Source organism: Taibaiella koreensis (genome assembly GCF_003545715.1).
GTDB classification, from domain to species: Bacteria; Bacteroidota; Bacteroidia; order Chitinophagales; family Chitinophagaceae; genus Taibaiella; species Taibaiella koreensis.
Map to the genome: position 1 here is coordinate 429160 of NZ_QVNU01000003.1, position 19745 is coordinate 448904.

At 49.6% G+C, this 19745-nt stretch carries 11 protein-coding genes; 3 read left to right on the forward strand and 8 right to left on the reverse strand.

Annotated features, from left to right (window positions below; all coding sequences use genetic code 11):
- Positions 1-39 precede the first annotated feature (39 nt).
- Both DZK30_RS11870 and DZK30_RS26260 read right to left on the reverse strand, forming a co-directional pair.
- Positions 40-558 carry a thioredoxin domain-containing protein gene (locus DZK30_RS11870; protein WP_118974350.1) on the reverse strand — a complete coding sequence of 173 codons (519 nt, stop codon included), beginning with the start codon at positions 556-558 and terminating at the stop codon, positions 40-42.
- Positions 559-601: 43 nt separating this feature from the next.
- A complete protein-coding gene (locus tag DZK30_RS26260) occupies positions 602-1558 on the reverse strand; it encodes a MerR family transcriptional regulator (protein WP_205529424.1) in 957 nt (318 codons plus the stop codon).
- Between the two features lie 209 nt (positions 1559-1767).
- Here DZK30_RS26260 and DZK30_RS11880 point away from each other — a divergent pair, with 209 nt between their 5' ends.
- The 3 genes from DZK30_RS11880 (at position 1768) to DZK30_RS11890 (ending at position 7551) form a co-directional block, all read left to right on the forward strand.
- A complete protein-coding gene (locus DZK30_RS11880) occupies positions 1768-3927 on the forward strand; it encodes a TonB-dependent receptor (RefSeq protein WP_118974351.1) in 2160 nt (719 codons plus the stop codon).
- Between the two features lie 87 nt (positions 3928-4014).
- Complete coding sequence (locus DZK30_RS11885; protein WP_118974352.1) at positions 4015-5748, forward strand: ABC transporter ATP-binding protein; 1734 nt, start codon at positions 4015-4017, stop codon at positions 5746-5748.
- A gap of 48 nt (positions 5749-5796) precedes the next feature.
- Entirely contained in the window at positions 5797-7551 is a 1755-nt protein-coding gene (locus DZK30_RS11890) for an ABC transporter ATP-binding protein (RefSeq protein WP_118974353.1), read from the forward strand.
- A 66-nt stretch (positions 7552-7617) separates the two neighbouring features.
- Here DZK30_RS11890 and corA read toward each other — a convergent pair whose 3' ends face one another.
- The 6 genes from corA to DZK30_RS11920 all read right to left on the reverse strand — a co-directional run bounded on the left by corA (position 7618) and on the right by DZK30_RS11920 (position 19680).
- Positions 7618-8718, reverse strand: coding sequence for a magnesium/cobalt transporter CorA (gene corA, locus DZK30_RS11895; protein ID WP_118974354.1), 1101 nt, complete (start codon positions 8716-8718; stop codon positions 7618-7620).
- A 72-nt stretch (positions 8719-8790) separates the two neighbouring features.
- A complete protein-coding gene (locus tag DZK30_RS11900; protein WP_118974355.1) occupies positions 8791-9516 on the reverse strand; it encodes a porin family protein in 726 nt (241 codons plus the stop codon).
- An 84-nt stretch (positions 9517-9600) separates the two neighbouring features.
- Positions 9601-12555, reverse strand: coding sequence for a sensor histidine kinase (locus DZK30_RS11905; protein ID WP_118974356.1), 2955 nt, complete (start codon positions 12553-12555; stop codon positions 9601-9603).
- Positions 12556-12997: 442 nt separating this feature from the next.
- The gene (locus DZK30_RS11910) at positions 12998-15871 is read right to left on the reverse strand and encodes a sensor histidine kinase (protein WP_162903042.1); all 2874 of its coding nucleotides are present in this window, start codon (positions 15869-15871) and stop codon (positions 12998-13000) included.
- Between the two features lie 91 nt (positions 15872-15962).
- Complete coding sequence (locus DZK30_RS11915; protein WP_118974358.1) at positions 15963-18896, reverse strand: sensor histidine kinase; 2934 nt, start codon at positions 18894-18896, stop codon at positions 15963-15965.
- Positions 18889-19680, reverse strand: a complete 792-nt coding sequence (locus DZK30_RS11920; RefSeq protein ID WP_118974359.1) for a LytR/AlgR family response regulator transcription factor — start codon at positions 19678-19680, stop codon at positions 18889-18891. The genes DZK30_RS11915 and DZK30_RS11920 overlap by 8 nt, the downstream gene beginning before the upstream one ends.
- Between the last annotated feature and the right edge of the window lie 65 nt (positions 19681-19745).

The window sequence follows — 19745 nt, forward strand, 5'->3', positions numbered from 1 at the left end:
GAAGCAAATTGTATCCCGTATCCGGATAGTCACTTACGGTTATTCCTTCTCTATAATGTGGAGCAGGTCGCTTTCAATACTCTTTTCGACAACTTCTGTAATGCGGCCCTTTTCTTTATCGTTCTGCAGGAGGATAATGGTAGGCACATTGGTAATGTGGTAAGCTTGCTCCTCGTGCTCCTTACCGTGCTTGTCGCGGTCCAGGGCATACAATTGCAGTTGCTCTTCGGGATAGCTTGTTGCTGTCAGTACCCGGTACAGCTCGGGGATCAGCTTATGGGAGTCTTCGCACCAGGTGCCCAGGAACACAATCATCCGGTAATTCTTCAGCTTATCGCTCAGTATTTCCAGTACCTGTGGATCGGGTTTATACTGCTCCGATTTCTTTTCCAACTGAAAAGCTTTTACCTGGCCGATATCCTCGAAGGTTACCGGACCCATATAGATCACTTCGTGCTTGTTGTCACTTTTTATCATTTCAAAGTCGGACTTATTCTGTGCTGCTGCTCCGGCAGCGATGCCGGCAGCCAGTGCTGCGGTCAGCATTATCTTCTTCATTGCGGTCGGTCTGTTTTCTTATGGGTTGTATTGTCCGGCGGGATTAAAGCTGCTCGTGTATCCGGACCAGCATATCCCTGAGGCTGGTGAGGGATTCCTTAAGGTCCAGTTTCTGGTGTACACCGGTCTTCCCGGCCCTCAGCTTTTCCCTGGCCCCTTTTATAGTATGCTTTTTTTCTTTCACCAGGTGATGGATGAGCCGCAGCTCTGCAATATCCCCGGGACTATACAGCCGGTCTCCTTTCCGTGTCGTGCGGGGTTTGAGCTTGAACTCGTTGCTCCAGAAACGGATAAGAGAAGTATTGACTGCAAAGAGCTGAGCCACTTCGCCGATGGCGTAATATTTTTTATCGAGATTCCATTCGGGCAGGGGCACCACCTCTTCAAATACTTCTTCCTCCGCATCAGGCGCTTCAACGGGTTCCACGGCCGGTTCCGGTTGGGGAGGGGGCATTACAGAGCGCTCTTTCTTTACTACGCTGGCCTGCTGTAGGTCAAAAGGGTAATCGCGATGGATCAAAGCCGTATAATCCGTTTGTATCAGCTCGCTTAGCAGCTGCCGGTTGAGCTCTTCGTCGGCAGCCCTGTCCTCGTCAGACGGGGCGGCCGGGACCTCCGGTGTTTTTTCAGGTTCCGGTGCATTGTCCTCATTGGTTTCTTCAGCTGTTTGCGGCGGCGGGGATACGGCGGCCGGGCCAGGCAGCTCAATAGAGATGAGCGAGGCAGCTATTTCAACAGGAGGAGCTAACGGCGCTGCCGGCGACGATTGCTCCACGAAGGACGGCATTGCGGTCGCAGGCTGTTCTGCCGCGTCGACGGGGACCTCCGGAGTTGTCTCCGCTTCGGCGGCTGTAGCATCGGGTGTTACCGCCGTTTCGGGGAGCGGTACTTCGGGCGCTTCGGCGGCTGCAGTCGCTGCTTTTTTTATTGGTTTCTTCGGCGGTTCAGGCTTCGGAAGAAAATCTTCATCATCAAATAACGTCAATACGCGGGCTTCCATATCAGAAAAGATTTGCAGCTAAGCAAACTTAATTAATTTTACAGATTCTTTTGTCCAGGCCAATATGCCATAACAAAGTTATCCATTTCCGCTTACCGAAAAGATAAAAATGCGACCAACCCGTTTACCGAAGCCAGCGGCGCAATAACCGAAAGTCATTTCCGATGGTTGCGGCCCAAACCTACTTTTGCCCTACAAAACAATAACCCATGTACAAATTTACACTATGTGTCCTGTTTACCCTTATCAGCATGGCAGGTTATGCACAACAGGTGCTCAAAGGCAAGGTTACTGACGATCAGGGTCAGCCCGTGCCCGGAGCAAGCGTATCCCTGGAGAACACACTGGATGGCACCAGTAGTGATACTTCGGGCAATTTTATCCTGAGCACAACCGAAAAAGGAGCTCAGACGTTGGTGATCTCTGCGGTGGGCTTCGAGACCGTCAACAAGCCTGTAAACGTAGAAGAGGCGACGGTGCCATTTACTTTTAAAATGAAGTCGGTATCCAACACACTGGACCAGGTAAGCATTACCGCGGGAAGCTTCGGCTCGGCCGACGGCACTCAGAAAACGGTACTGGAACCCCTGGATATTGTTACCACTGCCGGCTCGGGCGCCGATCCTATTGCTGCCATGCAGATGCTGCCCGGGGTGCAGAAGAATGGTACCCAGACCGGCATGATGGTACGTGGTGGCGATGCCAGCGAGGCGGCGATCGTGGTCGATGGGCTTACCCTGCAAAATCCTTTTTTCAGCGATGTGCCTGGTGTGCAGCAGCGCAGCCGTTTCGGCGCTTTCCAGTTCAAAGGCATCGCCTTCAGCAGCGGGGGCTATAGTGCCCGCTACGGACAGGCCATGTCTTCCGTGTTGGAGATGAACACCCTGGATATACCAGACAACAGCACGATCAACCTGGGCATCTTTATGGCAGGCTTGTATGCTTCGGGTACCAAGGTGTTTGACGACAACAATATGAGCATTACAGCTTCGGCCAACTATACCAATCTTTCCCCTTTCTATGGTATCGCCAAAACGAATTTCGACTTCTACGATGTGCCTAAAGGCGGCGGTGGTTCCCTGAACTATATATGGAAAACCAAAAGCGGCGGCTTGCTAAAAGTAATGGGTAATTATTCGCATACGAACTCGGGTATCCGTATCCCCAATCCTTTCGAGGCAGGAGAAACAATGGATTTCGGTATTAAGAATGATAATGCTTATGGCCAGGCGACCTTCAGGCAAAGCTTTAGCGAGCAGCTCAAATGGTTTACCGCAGCCTCTTATTCTTACAATGACGATAATACGAAATGGGGAACCTTTCCTACGGTAAGCAAGGAAAAGCGGGCCCAGGTGCGCAGCGAGCTGACCTGGTATGCTTCCACCCGTTTCAATATCGTTGGCGGTGGGGAGTTCCAGTATTTTGATGTGAACCGTACCTTTGATACGATACCGGGAGGTTTTACCGAGCGCCAGATCGCCGCCTACCTGGAAGGCGAATGGACGCCGGTTTACTGGTTGGCTGTAAAACCCGGATTGCGGTTTGAGCATAGCGCGCTTTTAGGCTCCAATACCCTGGCGCCCCGCCTTTCGGCTTCGGTAAAGACCAGCAAGTACAGCTCGGCATCGGTTGCCGGCGGTCTCGTCTACCAGAATCCCGATAAGCAATACCTGTTGCAGGGCTATCGTCCCGGCCAGCAGCTAGCTGTACACTACATTGCCAACTTTATGTATACCAAAGACGATCGTACCCTGCGGCTGGAAGGCTATTACAAAAGCTATGACCAGTTGGTGCGCGAATTGCTGGGCGCACCTTACGATCCCAACTCCTACCGGTTCATCAGCGGCGCCGTAGACAATAGCGGTCATGGCTATGCCACCGGCCTGGAATTGTTCTGGCGCGACAAGAAAAGTGTGAAGAACCTGGACTACTGGTTGTCTTACAGCTTTATCAATACCAAGCGGCTGTACCGCAATTACCAGGAGGAGGCGACCCCTGACTTTATTTCGGATCATAACCTGAGCCTGGTGACCAAATACTGGCTGGAGAAGCTCAATTGCATGGTCAGCGGTACCTTCAGCTATGCCAGCGGCAAGCCTTATTATAACCCCGCCAATCCCACGTTCTTGGGCGATAAAACGTCGTCTTACCAGAACCTGGCGCTGCAGGTAAGCCACCTGCGGTCGTTTGGCAAATGGTTTGCCGTATTTTATGTGAGCGTAGATAATGTGTTAAACCGGAAAAATATCTTCGGCTACCGCTATTCGGCCGATGGTCAGAGCCGTTACCCGATGCAACCAGCGTTGTACCGCACTATCTTTGCGGGTATTAATATCTCTTTGAGCAAGTTTGACAAAGATGAATTGTAGTCCCGGTTAACCTGTTGGGACCGGTACAAGGGCCTTATATTTTTTGATCAACCTGCCGCTTTGCGGCAACAATCTTAACCATCAGCGATGTCTAGATCCAAGCAACCGGCTGCGGCCAAACCCAATATGATGCAGCTGCTAAAGCCCTATTCCGGCCTTATCGCCGGGCTGCTGCTCTTCGCTTTGCTCAGCAATGCGCTCAACCTGGTGGTGCCCAAGATCATCCAGAGCGGCATTGATGATTTCGGCAAGGGCGGCTTCAGCATCGGGCGCGTAGCCTGGGAATTTTCCATAGCTGCCGTGCTCATCTTCGTACTGCTGTACCTGCAAAGCATTATCCAAACCTATGCCTCTGAAAAGGTGGCACGGGACCTGCGTAAGCAATTATCGGCCAAAATCAGCCAGCAAAGCTATCTCTATATCCAGGAGGCCACGCCGGGCAAGCTGCTCACCAACCTTACCTCCGATGTGGACGCGATCAAGATGTTTGTATCCCAGGCGATCGTGTCCATCGTTTCTTCCATTGTATTGATCATTGGCGCCAGCATCCTGCTGCTTAATATCAACTGGAAGCTCGGGCTCCTGGTGCTGGGCATTATTCCTATTATTGCCGTTACTTTTTTCCTGGTGCTCAAGCGGGTAAGGATCCTGTTCAAGAAAGGCCAGGAGGTGGTCGACTGGCTCAATAAAGTGATCAACGAAAGCATACTGGGGGCGGCCCTGATACGGGTGCTCAATGCACAATCGATGGAGTACAGCAAATTCATGGATGCGAGCCGGGAAGGCAAAAACCTGGGCATGTCCATTCTCAAGCTATTTGCCATGCTGATACCGGTGATCGTGCTTACCTCCAACCTGGCGCGGCTGGGCGTGCTTACCGTAGGTGGCCATTATGTGATCAACGGCAGCATGACCCTGGGTGAGTTCGCGGCCTTCAGCAGCTATATCTCGATCCTTATCTTCCCAATCCTTATCATCGGCTTCATGAGCAATGTAATCGCCCGGGCTTCGGCTTCCTATGGTCGTATCTATGCTACGCTGCATGCGCCCGATACCGTCGATAACGGCACGGTGAGCCGCGAGCTGGAAGGCAACATCGAGCTGCGGAACATTACGGTGAAATATGGGGAGAAGGCGGCGCTCAAAGATGTTTCTTTCGATATAAAAGCCGGCAGCCGTACTGCAATTATCGGTCCTACTGCAGCCGGCAAGTCGCAGCTGCTTTACCTGCTGACCACATTGATCAAGCCCGATGAAGGAGAGATACTTTTCGATGGTATCCCCATTACAGCATACCGGCAGGAAACCCTGCTGAGCCAGATCGGCCTTGCTTTCCAGGACAGCATTATTTTTAATATGAGTCTGCGGGAGAATATCGCGTTCAATGCACAGGTAACCGAAGCGGCCATGGAAAAAGCCATTGCTACAGCCGAGCTGCAGGATTTTGTAGCCGGATTGCCACAGCAGCTGGAAACGATCGTCTCCGAAAGGGGAAGCAGTCTTTCGGGCGGTCAGAAACAGCGCGTTATGCTGGCGCGGGCTTTGGCTATTGAGCCGAAGATATTGTTGCTGGACGACTTCACGGCCAGGGTTGACGCGCCTACGGAACAAAAGATACTGACCAATGTGCAACGCAACTATCCCGACCTTACCCTGGTGTCGATCACGCAAAAGATCGAGTCGGCCAGGGACTACGACCAGATTATCCTGCTCATGGAGGGCGAGCTGGTGGCCAGAGGTACTCATGAGGAGCTGATGAATACCTGTCCCGAATATGTGCAGATCTACGATTCGCAGCAGTCGCTTCCGCATAGTCATTAGTAAGATTGCCTAAACGATTGTCGCGTCCCTTAATCTTTTAATTACCACATGAACTATAATCTCAATACTGATCAAAAGAGCAGCACCCGCGCAGCGGTAAAAAAGATGCTGCAGTTCATGGCTTCGGAGAAGAAGGAGCTCTACCTGGCCTTCTTCGTTATGATGCTGAATGCGGGCATTACCATGCTTACGCCATATCTTATCGGCTATACGATCGACCATTATATCCAGGCAGGACAGTACCAGGGGGTACTGCACTTTGCGGGGCTGTTGCTGGTACTGTATATTATATGGGCCGGTACAGAATACCTGCAAACCAAACTGATGGGCGGGGTGGGGCAACGTATGCTGTACAGCCTGCGCAACGCTGTATTCAGCAAGCTGCAGCAATTGCCGGTTGCCTTTTTTAACCAGAATAAAAGCGGTGATCTCATCTCCCGCATCAACAGCGATACCGATAAAGTGAACCAGTTCTTTTCACAATCGCTCATGCAATTTGTCGACAGCATCTTTACCATGCTGGGCGCTGCTATCTTCCTCATCAGCATTAACGTAAAGCTGGGCGGGGCATCATTGGCGCCGGCGGTAGCTATCCTGCTGTTTGTTCAGCTGGTCTCCGCCTGGGTGAAAAAGAAGAACGCGGCCAGCATGAAGAGCACCGGCGACCTGAGCGCTGAGATACAGGAAAGCCTGCAGAATTTTAAAACCATTATTACCTTCAACCGGCGCGACTATTTCCGCCGGCGCTTCGATGAGGCCAATGAGAAAAATTATCAATCGGCGATAAAGGCCGGGTTGGCCAACAACGTTTTTACACCTGTATTCACTTTGTTTTCCAATGTAGCGCAGCTTATCGTGCTGGTATATGGTATTTACTTGATCACACAGGGGGAGTTTACTATCGGTCTGCTCATCAGCTTTATCGCCTATGTACAGAACTTTTACCTGCCTTTGCGCCAGCTGGCGGCTTTATGGGCGGGCTTCCAGGCAGCGATGGCGGCATGGGACCGTATCGCGGTAATTCTGCAACTGGAGGTACCTCCGGCAATTACCGATAAAGTGCCGCTTTCTGCCAGCGGCGACCGGCCGCTACTGATATTCGACAACGTATCGTTCCAGTATCCCGATGGTAAAAAAGTGCTGCATAACATCAATTTCAGCATGGAAGCCGGTAAAACCTATGCGCTGGTAGGTCCCACAGGTGGTGGTAAGACCACGACGGCATCGCTTATTGCCCGGTTGTATGATCCTGTAGAAGGTACTGTATTGCTTAACGGGCATGATATCAGGAACTATCCCGAACAGGAACGGACCGAAGCGATCGGCTTTATCCTCCAGGAGCCTTTCCTCTTTAGCGGCACGGTCAAGGATAATATTATTTATGGCAACGCGAAGCTTAAGGACAGCAGCAAGGAACAGTTGTTGACAATGCTTCAGGAAGCAGGGCTGGAGCAATTGCTCGCCCGCTTTGATCAGGGCCTCGATACACCGGTAAATGCCGGCGGCGAAGGGATAAGCCTGGGACAAAAGCAATTGCTCGCCTTTATACGTGCTGTCTTGCGGCAACCTGCGCTGCTAATCCTGGATGAGGCTACTGCCAATATCGATACCGTAACAGAACAGCAGCTACAGGAAATACTGGAGCGCTTACCCGAAGAGACCACCCGTGTCATTATCGCGCATCGCCTGAATACGATCGAGAATGCCGACGAGATCTTCTTCGTTAACGCAGGCTCGCTGCAGATGGCCGGCTCGCTGGACAATGCGCTTCACCTGTTGCTGGAAGGTAAGCGGGAAAGCTGATCTTTTTAGTGAAGGAAGGAATCAAGCGCTGCCCCGGTAAGTGGCAGCGCTTGGTTTTTCCGCGGGTCAGAACCAACCTTTTTTGCGGAAAAACAGCAGCATCAGCAGTGAGACGGATAGCATAACGGCCACTGCGATGGCAAAGCCGTGCTGGTGATGTGCATAAGGGATCTTGTCAAAATTCATACCAAAGATGCCGCCGATCACTGTTGCCGGCGCCAGCAGCGTGGTCACTACGGTCAATATCTTCATTACTTCATTCATGCGGGTATTGACCTGGTTCATATACAAGTCCTGCACGTTAATGGCCATTTCCCTGTAGTTTTCGGTGTACTCGATAGCCAGCACAATATGGTCGTAGACATCTTTGAAGTACTTCCGGTTGCCGGCATTGATGAGGGGATTTTCGGAATGCCAAAAAGAGGTAATAAGCTCACGTACCGGTGTAATGGCCCTTTTAACCACCATGATCTCATGCCGCAGCAGGGTAATCTTTAGCAGGATGGCACTATTGGGACGGGTGACCACCTCATCTTCCAATCGTTCCAGCCGGTCGGAAAGCTTTTCCAGCACGGTAAAGTAATCATCGACCACGGCATCCATGAGGCTATAAGCCAGGTAGTCGGGCGATGCTCTCTTCCTTACCGGCGCAGCTTCGTTCTTCAGTCGCTCCCTGATGGGATTAAACGGATCCTGCTGCGGGTCGGGCTGGAACGAGATGAGCAGGTTATTGCTCAGGACCATGCTTAGCTGCTCGGTATGCACCATGCCGGTATCATTGTTGTAGGACAGCATGGGCATCAGGCAAAACATATGGGTCTCCATGTCATCGGCCTTTGCCCGTTGTCCAATGCTCAGGATATCCTCGACCAGCAAGGGATGGATGTCGAACTGGGCGCACAGGGCCTCCACTTCATTCTTACGCAGGCCATCCACATTGATCCAGGTTACAGCAGCAGAACGCGTATGCATCGCGCACTCCTGCAGGGACGAGGTGGTCATATGCGTCATGCGCTCCTCGTTATAATTGTAATTGGTATATACCGTAGGCGTATCCGCCGGGGTGACAACCGTTCGCTTGGGATTGAACGTGTTTAGTTTTTTCCGTTTCCTGAAAGAAGGCAGTATTTGTCCCAGGGTCTTTTTGTAAGCAGTCCGAAAGGCCACAGCCGTATATTGTTTTTGAAATGAAAAAAAGAGGACACTTGGGGTGTCCTCTTTCAAAAGTAGTTAATTTATCTATTGCCAGCGGGGGCCGCCGCCTTTTGCCTTAAAGAAATAACCTATGGAAATACCACCGCCGGAATTGCGGAAACGGTTCTCGCTATTGCCGCCGGGCGCCACATTCAACAGGCCAATGCCGTAATAGGCACGGAAGTAGAGGCCAAAGGGAAGCTCGTAGCCAACCGTAGCATTGGCGCTGAGGTCGAACAGGCGGATCTTATCTTTTACCCGGTCGTTGCCTATAGGAATGCTGTAGTCGTAGCGGGCGGGCGTGCCTACACCGTTGAGCACATTGCTGTACTCCTGCTTGAAGCGGCCACCCACTGCAAAATTGAAAGAAGGGCCGATACCAACAAAGAAATGCGGATCGTCGTATTCTTTGCCCGTCTTATACAGGGCATATACAGGTACCTGTACGTAGGTAATCTCATAGTTCCTGCGGTCGCGCTGGCTGGTAGGTACGCCGGAGCCGCTTTTGAAGTTGCGTTCGTAATAGCTTTCGGTACCATTGTTCACGGAAAGAAACGCGCCGGGCTGTATAGAGAAATATTCGTTGAACTGGAAGTCGGCAGTGCCACCGATACGGAATCCTACCTGATAATCGGTTTCCCGGCTGGCATCGTTCAGTTTTTGCCACATGGTCGTCATGGTGACGCCGGCCTCAGGTCCTATTTTAATATCCTGTGCAAATGTTGCCGTACCCAGGCCAAGTAAGGTAACGATGCTTAGAATTTTTCTCATGTTGTCTTTTTTGATCAAACAAAGATAATTTTCCTCGGGAAACTTTAAAACTTTTGCCTAAAAATAATGACTGCGCTCATTCGGCTAATAAGAGTCCAGGCTCATTTTGATGGAAGCGCGGGTGCCTGTGATCTGGTTCCCGTCGTTCAGCTCGACAACGTCGATCTCGATCTCATGCTGCTGTATCTTCTTCAGGTGCTCGGTACGCTTCCTCAGGTTGACCAGCCCAAATGATTCGTAAAGCCTGTTCTTGCTCTGCAGCGATCGTGTGATACCGATACCGTTGTCTTCAATATCAACATGCAGCAGGTTGTCCTTCTCAAAAACGTGGATGTGTACGATGCTGTTGGCCGACTGCCGGGGTAGCAAACCATGCTTGACCGCATTTTCGACCAGCGGCTGTATCATCAGTGGCGGAATCATAATATCTTCCGTTTCCACATCATCTTCCACAACGATCGAATAGCTGACCAGCTCTTTGAAGCGCAGTTTTTCCAGGGTAAGGTAGTTCTCGACCAGGTTAAGCTCCTGCTGCAGGGAGATAAAGCCACGGGAGATATTGTTCATATTCTGCCGTACCAGGTCGGAGAAAATGACCAGGTATTCGTTAGCGGTCCGCTTCTCGTCTTTATTGATGAGCCCTTGTATATTGTTGAGGCTATTAAAAATAAAATGCGGGTTCATCAATGCATTCAGTGCCTTGTATTCCGACTGTTGGTACTTCATGTCTGCTTCGTGCTCTTTTTGCTTCTTACGCAGGTTAAGCCAGGTAAGCGCCAGCACAAAACACCAGACCAGGGCTACGAGCGCCAGCACGCATAAGGCAATGAACCACCAGGTAGCCCAATAAGGTCTCAATATGGTCAGGCGCAGCAATATGGGCTCGCTGTAACGGCTGGAAAGCGTTTTGGAGCGCACTTTGATGGTATAGTCGCCAAAACCGGGTGTGTTGAGATTGATCTCGTTGCCCGTGATCGTCGTCCATTCTTCCTGGCCGCCCTGGGCAATGGAATATTCGCAATTGATCTCTTTGCTCAGGAAGGAGATATTGTCAAAGACGATATTGATACTTTTGGACTCGGAATAGGGAATAGTGATCTGCGGCCGTACCGGATAACTGCGGCCACGGGTACGGAAAACAGAAAATACCGGGGCCGGCGGCGGCGTTTCCCAGTAAAGCAGCGCAGTTCTGAGTTTGCTGATAGCCCCATCCTTGAAGAAATAACAATAGGCAGTATCGGCAATAATGTATTCTGCCTGCTGAGGCAGGAAAGGATCTTCGATGATCTTTACCGAGTAGCGCGGCATCTCGCCTTGCTTACCCTGGTAAAGCGTCAGCAGCCGGTAGTAATTATTCGTGGATACGATGAGGTGGCGTTTATCTATAGGATAGATGCGCTCCCAGATGCATTTTTGATTTTCAACCACAGAGATCAGTGGCTTTTGATTGAAGTCGCTGCATACCAATAACCGGTTGTTGTCCGTTTTTCCGATGAGATAGCCACCCCAGAAACCCATCTGCCGGAAAACGACATTCTGAAAGCCGGATGGATGATGGACAGCGGTATCCTGGAGCCTGAGCATTCCATCGACGCGCGATAGCCATACGGACTGATCATAGGGATTCGATGCCCTGGCTGTAATGCGCCTATTCCAGTCATTTCTGGAATCTACGAGTATCTCTATGCTGGCCTTCCCTCCGAAAAGAAGAGCAGAGGGCATGCGGAGCAACCTGCTGATGGTAGACAGATACAGGTAATCGCCGACCCTGAACGCGTCTTTGATCACGCCGCTAAGCTTTTCTCCGTTCAGGATACCCGGGATCGCTCTTTGTTCCGTCGTGCCACTGGGTGTTACGTGAACACGGAATTGATAGGCGTCATGGAACTTGAGGTAGCTGAGACTGTCCCAGATAAGGTAGTGTATATTGAAGAACAGGTTTTTCCTGGTGTCAATGTAATTCTTTCCCTTGTAGAGTATAGCAACGGAATCCTTCCTGAGCTGATAGAAATTGTCCAGTTCGGTTACGAATGATATAGTGTTGCCAAAGCGGGCAGCATGCTGTACTCTTCCTTCATAGGTTTTGCCAAAGCCTACGCGGTCCAACAGGTTGCCGTTAATATAAAAGACACCGCTGTTTTTGGTTGCGATCCAGTAATTGCCCGAAAGGTCGGGCGTAATGCCCGTCACATATACGTTCTTCAATATTGTCTGCTTGTCCAGCAGCAGAAAGGAATCGACGCCCAGCAGCCGGTGACCCTCTCCGATAGGCTCGATACAGGTGACCGCATGTCTTTTGCCATCGGTAAATACCTGTACCGGCTTCCCGTCGGGGGTGTATATCCCTTCGGAGTTCGTCAGCACCATTGCGTTGCCGCTTAGCAAAGCCTGGGTATATCCAGGACCGCGATAGGAGCGTCTGTTCAGCACGTGCATACTGGTGTCGACATCCAGCACCGAGGAGCCATACCATAGCCGGTAAGTAGCCGGCGATAGTTTCCTCACGCCAAGGATCTTGGTATTGGCCGGCAGCTGCTGGTTGATCCGCTCTACATTATAACGGCTTATTTGCTTGTCTTTGAGATTGAATATTACCCGGCAATCGCTGCTGAAGGCCGTAAGGCTGCTGTCGTACTCAATGAGAAAACGGGAATAGAAAGGAGGACTGCCCGGCGGCATTTTAAGCCATGGCGTATTGGCTTCCGAATGGAAAAGGCCATCTTTATAATAGCAGAGATCTCCTTTGAAGCTGAAAATCCATATACGATTGTGCATATCTTCCATAAATCCAAACACCTCATTGTCGGTGAGACCATCGGAAGTGGTGAAATTTGTAAAACGGGTACCGTTGAAGCGTGATATGCCTTTGTTGGTAGCGAACCAGATATATCCTTTGCTATCGGCAAATGAACTGTATATGAGATCGGAAGGAAGCCCGTCTTCCGATCCGAAATGCAACGAGGCAACAGACCGGGGGCTGGCCGCCAGGGCGCCATTAAAACAGTATAGCAAGAGACAGCAAAGATAATATCGATACATAAAGGCGGTGTTGGGAACGCTATAGGTTTATTTGATTTTTCTCGGTGAAATCAATTACAATGATAGCAATACTGCCCCTGGCTGATCCATTTTCATATTGAAGCGCTTCTGTTTTCATCAAGATCCGGCACTGCTGTATTCTCTTCTGGTGCTCGGTCGGTTTTTCAGGCTAACAGATTCGTGCAGGCCATGCTTTACGGCATTTTCCACCAGAAACTGTATCATCAGCAGAGGGATCATGATCTCCATCGGTATGTATTTTCGCTTCAATCTCTATTGAATAGCTGATCCGTTTCTTAAGGCGGAGCTTTCCTGGTTCAGCTCCTGCTGAAAGACATAAATCCTTTGGAAGCATTATACATGTTCCGGCGAACAAGATCGGAAAAAATAGCGAGGTATTCATTAGCAATTCTTTTATCGTCTTTGTGTTCAGATCAAAATTTTATAGGCCATCGAGCACGATCGTGATCAATGCCCGGGTACCGGTAACCCGGCCAGAGCCATCCTTTTGCTCGCTTACTTCAATATCAATATCCCGCTGCTGTATCTTCTTCAGGTGTTCTGTTCTTTTTTTCAGATTAGAGAGCCCAAAAGATTCATGCAGGTGGCTCTGGCTTTCGAGCGATTGGGTGATCCCGATCCCGTTGTCGGTAATCTCTACATAGAGCTTGTTTACCTTCTCATATACGGTTACCGTTACCTTGCTGTCGGTCGATTGCCTTGGTAGCAGTCCGTGCTTTACCGCATTTTCGACCAGCGGCTGTATCATCAGCGGTGGGATCATAATATCCTCTGCATCAACTTCCTCATCGATCAGCATTTCGTAGTGGATCAAATCCTTGAAGCGCAGCTTTTCCAGGGTGAGGTAATTTTCAATCAGGTTGAGCTCCTGTTGCAGTGAAATAAACCCTTTAGAAACATTGTGCATATTCTGCCGGATGAGATCTGAAAAAATAACCAGGTATTCATTGGCGATCCTTTTCTCGTCTTTGTTGATGAGGCCTTGTATGTTGTTAAGGCTGTTGAAGATAAAATGAGGGTTCATCAACGCATTGAGCGCTTTATATTCCGACTGCTGGTATTTCATGTCAGCCTCATGTTGTCGCTGCTTCCTGCGGATCTTTATCCAGCTCACGAAGTGAATTGTAAGCCATACCAGGGCAATGAAGGTGATGCTGCACAGCGTGATGAACCACCAGGCGGCCCAATAGGGTTTCAATATAATAAAATGCAGTACGGTGGCTTTTGAATAACTGCTGGAGAGGGTTTGGGCCCTTACCTTAAGGGTATAGCTGCCGAAGCCCGGATCATTCAGGTTGATCTCCCGGCCGGCCAGTGGTAACCACTCGTCCTTGCCGTCGCTGGTAAGGCTATATTGGAAATGGATCTCCGCCCCGGTGTAAACAATAGGATCAATACTGATATTGATATGGTGGGCCTCCGTATAGGGAAGGATAATGCCCGGTCCGGCATTATAAGTACGCCTTGCCGATCTAAACGAAGTAAAATGGACAAGGGGTTGTGGTGCCGGCGCAAACAGGACGGTTGTCTTGATAGTAGTGACTGTTCCCGACTTGAAGAAATAACAGTAATTGGTATCGGCTACGATAAGGTCGGCTTTGAGCGGGACAAAAGGATTTTCGAGTACCCGCAATGAAAATCGTGGCCTTCCGGATGCATCGGGTGGATAAAGATACAGGATACGATAATCTTTATTGGTGCTCAGGATGGCATGTTCCCGGTCTATGGGATAGATATGCTCCCATAGACAACGCTGATTGCGGCTGCTATCCCAGGGATAATGTTCAGTGTCAGTATTGCAGAGTATAAGCTTGCTGTCGTCGGTAATACCGGCCAGGTAGGGACCGAAGCATTCGAACTGGCGGAAGGGCAGAGCCGGGAACCGTCGTTGACGCAAAGCCGTATCGTTACGCACCTTGAATACGCCCGTGGTGCTGGAAAACCAGATTTGCTTACGATCCCTATCCATGGCCTTGGCAAAAATGCGATCGTCGAGCCCCGCCGTGAAAATTTTCAGATAGCGGAGTGGTTGATTCGGAAGGTCCTTTTTGTGGAATTTTGTAAGAGTCCTGCTGGAGAAAAAGTAGAGATCGTTTCCTGCTTCAAATATCGTTTTTACACCGGCCAATACCACGTCCTCCGGCGCCTTAAAATGCCGGTAAGGGGGCTTCATTCCGGTACTAAGGTGAAAGTAAAGTATACTATGTAAAAGAAGGGCGCCCTCATCGGTGATCCGCAAGCCATTCCAATAGGTCCGGTTGCTTTCCAGCACCCTTGTGGGAATGTGGGATAGCGGCTGCACGTGTGCACCGGTTAAGGTCAGGATATCACGGGTATCGGTTATGAAAAAAAGCTTGCCCGACAATACCCTGGCACAAACGACTTTGCCATTGTATTGCCCGGTGGCTGTTTGCATGCTGACAGGTGTGTTGTTGAGCTTGTATAAGCCATCGCCTCCGGTAGCGACCCAGTAGTGTCCCGCAGTATCACGTTCGATAAAGTTGATCGCGGCCTTGGTCCGCAACAATATCTTATCGTTGAGACGTAGGGCCTTGTCTTCTGCAATCCAGTACGCCTCGGGGCTTATTCTGAACAAAGGATTGTTGGGAAACATCATGGGCGATCGCGACAGCCTTGATCGCAGAAGCAAAACTCCCTGATCGCTGTATATGCCGTCGGTATCCGAAAAAAGCAAACTATTCCTGTTATAGCAACAGTTGAGAAGAAACGGGTTCTGCTCCAGTATGCGCATGCTACTGTCTACGGAGAGCCGGTAACCCGGATAAAACAGGCAATAAAGATTTTCGCTTTCTTTTTTGAGGCCGATCAGGGATATGTCGGTGCACCCGGGCAGCAGGGGAATGCTGAATTGTCTTAACGTACTGTCCTTGATCTCGATAAAGTTTCTTCCGGAACCGGACTTCAGGATTAAGCTGCCGTCATGTTGCAGGCAGGGGAAAGAATTGTAAATACCGTTTCCCTGTCGTAGCCAATGCGTGTTGGCTGCGGTGTGGAACACACCATCTTTCAGGTAACAAAGCAATCCCTTAAAGGTAGAGATCCAAAGCCGGTGCTCCGGGTCTTCCCAGCAAGAAAAAACCTCGTTGTCCGGCAAACCGTCCTGGGTGGTATACAGGGTAAAGTCGTAGCCATTGTAGCGACACAGGCCTTTATCGGTAGCAACCCATAGATAACCCTTGCTATCGGATAGCGCAGAATAAACGACATCGGAAGGTAGTCCCTGCTCAACGCCATAATGGATATAGGGCGTGGTTTGCGCGTAAATCTTCGTCATGCGCCCATAACAGAGGAGCATCAGCAGACAGAGAAAAGTAAAAGTGTCGCGTACCATGTATCGCATTGTTCTAAAGTCAAAGATAATGCGGTTACAGGTTCTCGAGCGTGATGGTGATCAACGCTCGGGTACCGGCAACCTGGCCGGCGACATCCTTTAGCTCGCTCACTTCAATATCAATATCCCGCTGCTGTATCTTCTTCAGGTGTTCCGTCCTTTTTTTCAGGTTGGAGAGCCCGAAGGATTCATGCAGGTGGCTCTGGCTTTCGAGCGATTGGGTAATCCCGATCCCGTTGTCGGTAATCTCTATATAAAGCTTGTTTGCCTTCTCATATACGGTTACCGTTACCTTACTGTTGGTCGATTGCCTGGGCAACAGCCCGTGCTTTACCGCGTTTTCGACCAGTGGCTGTATCATCAGTGGCGGGATCATAATATCATCTGCATCTACCTCCTCATCGATCCGCATTTCGTAGTGGATCAAATCCTTGAAGCGCAGCTTTTCCAGGGTAAGGTAGTTTTCTACCAGGTTGAGCTCCTGCTGCAGCGAAATGAATCCCCTGGAAACATTATGCATGTTCTGTCTTACAAGATCGGAGAAGATAACGAGGTATTCGTTGGCGATCCTTTTTTCGTCTTTATTGATCAGCCCTTGTATGTTGTTAAGGCTATTGAAGATAAAATGGGGGTTCATCAAGGCATTGAGCGCTTTGTATTCCGACTGCTGGTATTTCATATCGGCTTCGTGCTGCCGCTGCTTCCTGCGGATCTTTATCCAGGCCACCAGGAGTATGGCCAACCACACCAGGGCGATGAAGACGGCGCCGCATATGGTCAAGAACCACCAGGTGGCCCAGAAAGGTTTTTCTATAGTAAAAGAGAGCACTATGGGAAGGCAGTAGCCGCTGGATATGGTTTTGGACCTTATTCTAAGCGTATATTGCCCGGAGCCCGGTGCGCTTAAATTGATGGCGTTGCCGGTGAGCGGGATCCATTGGGCTTGTTTGCTCCTGGAAACCGAGTATTCGCAGCTAACCTCTGTGCTGCTGAAATTGATGTTGTCGAAAGCGATATTTATATTGCCGGATTCCGAATAAGGAACGATAATATCCTGAGACAATGGATAGCTCCTTTCTATGGTTTGAAACGAGGTGATGACAGGCCTGGGAAGCGGTGTACGTTCAAACAAGGTATGTGTGGCCACCTGTAAAATGTTGCCGTCTTTTAAGAAGAAGCAATTGTTGCTATCGACAGCTATAGCATCGACCTGCTGGGGAATAAAGGGATCCTCGATGGTCTCCAGGCGGTAGCGTGGTTTCTCTCCGGGAGAAGTAGGTAAAAAGGTCAGCAGGCGATGATAATTGTTAGTGGTGATGAGTATATGCTGCTGATCGATAGGGTAGAAGTCTTCCCATACACAATCGCTTTCCGGAACGGTATCGAGAAGCACCAATGGCTCCTTGTATCGATTGGCCAATACCATAGCATTGCTTTCCGTAATGCCGGCAAAAAACGTTCCGGCAAATGCCATCTGCCGGAACGTTTGTTTACCCAGTTGTGGTTGCGGGACGGATGCTGTATCCGTTATCCGGTACACCACATTGGTGCGGGTATACCATAAGCTTTGGTCGCTGTGGTCCATAACAGCTGCATGAATCCGGTCCGTACTGAAGGTATGTACGCTGTCCAATACCTTCAAGGGAGGAGAAGGATAGGGCTGAAACCAGGAATAAGGTATGCGGTAGAAATTCTGTGATCCAAATGCATAAATAAAGCTGTCTTTGGGTATGAGCGTTTTGAATTCATTGATATTCGCTAAGAGAATTGGCCGGGCCTTAGTCACCGTCTGTTGAAGGCGCATAAGGAGGGAAGAGTGGGTCGATATCGTAAAAAAGGTTCCCCGGTCGTCGATCAGGAAGTAGGCGCGTTTATGATTGACATTTCGGTTTTTCGCTTTAATGAGGCAGATCATCTTTTTATCCGCCAGCCGATACAAATCGCCCGCATTATTGGTGAAGAATAAAGTTTTCCCTACTATTTTTGCATAAATCGCCTGGCCTTTGTAAGCTTGCTGGTATTGGACCTGCTCTCTGAAGAAGCGGCTAAACTGGTATAGGCCTTTGCCTTTGGTCCCAAACCAGAAATTGCCGTCACTATCCTTTTCTACAAACAATACTTCCTGTTCTGTCGGTATCTGCAGGCTGTCGTTAATCCATAGGCCATCGGGGCCACAGATCATAAGGTCTTTCCCCGACATGAACATCTGGACACCTCCGCCGGTATTAGGAGGCAGTGGCAAATGTTTCACAGTCCGGCGAAGTATCTTTCCACTATCTGTATAAACACGATTGTCGGAAAAGAGATAATGATCCGTGGGTAAGCTAAAAGATGCTATTGCGAAAAACACCCTGGTGCCGCGGAGCTTTTCGCTTATTCTTTTTCCCGAAGTGTCGATGTCGATGTCGCGGTCGCTGGTCCTCAGTTTATACCCCCGCTTACCAGGTAATAAGGCGATATCTTGTACTACTTGGTTGAGGCCTGTATAAAGCATTCTGACCTGATTGTGCCGGATATGAATGAGCCTTTGAACGTCAGTTAGTTGTATGAAAATGCTGCTGTCCGCCAGCAAATGGGATATTAGCTGGCTCGATTTGAGCGGCAATTTTAACCATGGGGTATTGACCGGCGTGTGGAACTGCCCATCTTTGTAGTAGCAAAGCGTACCGTTGAAAGTGGCGAGCCAAAGACGGCCTTCATAATCTTCCCTGATATTGAAAATTTCGTTGTCGGGAAGGCCGTCGGCGGTAGTAAAGTTTTTATAAGACTGGCCGTTGTAGCGGCTTACTCCTTTGTCGGTGGACAGCCACAAATAACCGTTGCGCTCCCTGGTAATGCTATAAATGAGGTTGGAAGACAGGCCGTCGCTCGCTGTAAAATGGCGCAACGGTATCGTTTGAGCAGCAAGGTCGCAAAAGCCGGTAAGTAGAAAAATGCAGAAAATGAAACTGCCCAGCCACCTAGCCATTCCGTTTGCTATAATTCTTTAAAAACAAAACCAGTTCAGAGAACCGGCGCCGGCCGATAGGAAGAATGGATTTATCCATCAGTACAATGGAAGGGATCTCTTCTTTCGTCAGTTTCTGCACATAGCCGCAGTTAACCAGGTACGACCTGTGTATCCTGAAGAATATGTCTTTAGGCAACAGATCTTCATATTCGGAAATTGACCGTGACATCAGGATGTTCTTTTCCTCTCCGTTGAGCTGATAAAAGATCTTGGAATAGCTGCCCATGGCCTTGATGTAGACGATATTGCTGAAAGGCAAAGCCTCCCAGGTGTTATTGTCCCTGAGGATGATCTGCGATTGTTTTTTGCGGAGGTTGATCTGCTGGGCCAGCTCATTATAGCCGTGCGCATTGGCGTGGATCACTTTTCTGTAGGTTACCCTTTCCTTAAGCTTTTCAATAGCTTTTCTCAGATCATCTATATTGATTGGCTTCAGTATGTAATCTACGGCATTCAGCTTAAATGCACGTATAGCATATTCGTCGTAAGCCGTAACAAAAATGATCTCAAAGTTTACAGATGCCAATCGTTCGAGGAACTGGAATGCATTCTCATTCGGCATTTCAATATCAAGGAAAATAGCATCCGGACCGAGCTCCTGGATCTTTTCCTCAGCCTCCCTGGTGGAATGCGCAAACCCCATAGTATTTACCGGATGATCGATGAACTGGGAAAGTATGTTCTGTAGATTTTCGCAAGCTTCGCGTTCGTCATCAACCAAAAGAACATTTAAGGTATACATAAGCTGTGGCGGGAATTTAAATTGACACTTTTGTTGCAAATAAAGGTAAATTTTTTATGAGAAAT

What these genes read in the sequence shown, in the direction of transcription:
- DZK30_RS11870 (WP_118974350.1), bottom strand. Translation starts at nt 558, where the DNA reads ATGAAGAAGATAATGCTGACCGCAGCACTGGCTGCCGGCATCGCTGCC.
- DZK30_RS11885 (WP_118974352.1), top strand. Translation starts at nt 4,015, where the DNA reads ATGTCTAGATCCAAGCAACCGGCTGCGGCCAAACCCAATATGATGCAG.
- DZK30_RS11890 (WP_118974353.1), top strand. Translation starts at nt 5,797, where the DNA reads ATGAACTATAATCTCAATACTGATCAAAAGAGCAGCACCCGCGCAGCG.
- DZK30_RS11900 (WP_118974355.1), bottom strand. Translation starts at nt 9,516, where the DNA reads ATGAGAAAAATTCTAAGCATCGTTACCTTACTTGGCCTGGGTACGGCA.
- DZK30_RS26260 (WP_205529424.1), bottom strand. Translation starts at nt 1,558, where the DNA reads ATGGAAGCCCGCGTATTGACGTTATTTGATGATGAAGATTTTCTTCCG.
- DZK30_RS11880 (WP_118974351.1), top strand. Translation starts at nt 1,768, where the DNA reads ATGTACAAATTTACACTATGTGTCCTGTTTACCCTTATCAGCATGGCA.
- DZK30_RS11910 (WP_162903042.1), bottom strand. Translation starts at nt 15,871, where the DNA reads ATGACGAAGATTTACGCGCAAACCACGCCCTATATCCATTATGGCGTT.
- DZK30_RS11915 (WP_118974358.1), bottom strand. Translation starts at nt 18,896, where the DNA reads ATGGCTAGGTGGCTGGGCAGTTTCATTTTCTGCATTTTTCTACTTACC.
- DZK30_RS11920 (WP_118974359.1), bottom strand. Translation starts at nt 19,680, where the DNA reads ATGTATACCTTAAATGTTCTTTTGGTTGATGACGAACGCGAAGCTTGC.
- DZK30_RS11905 (WP_118974356.1), bottom strand. Translation starts at nt 12,555, where the DNA reads ATGTATCGATATTATCTTTGCTGTCTCTTGCTATACTGTTTTAATGGC.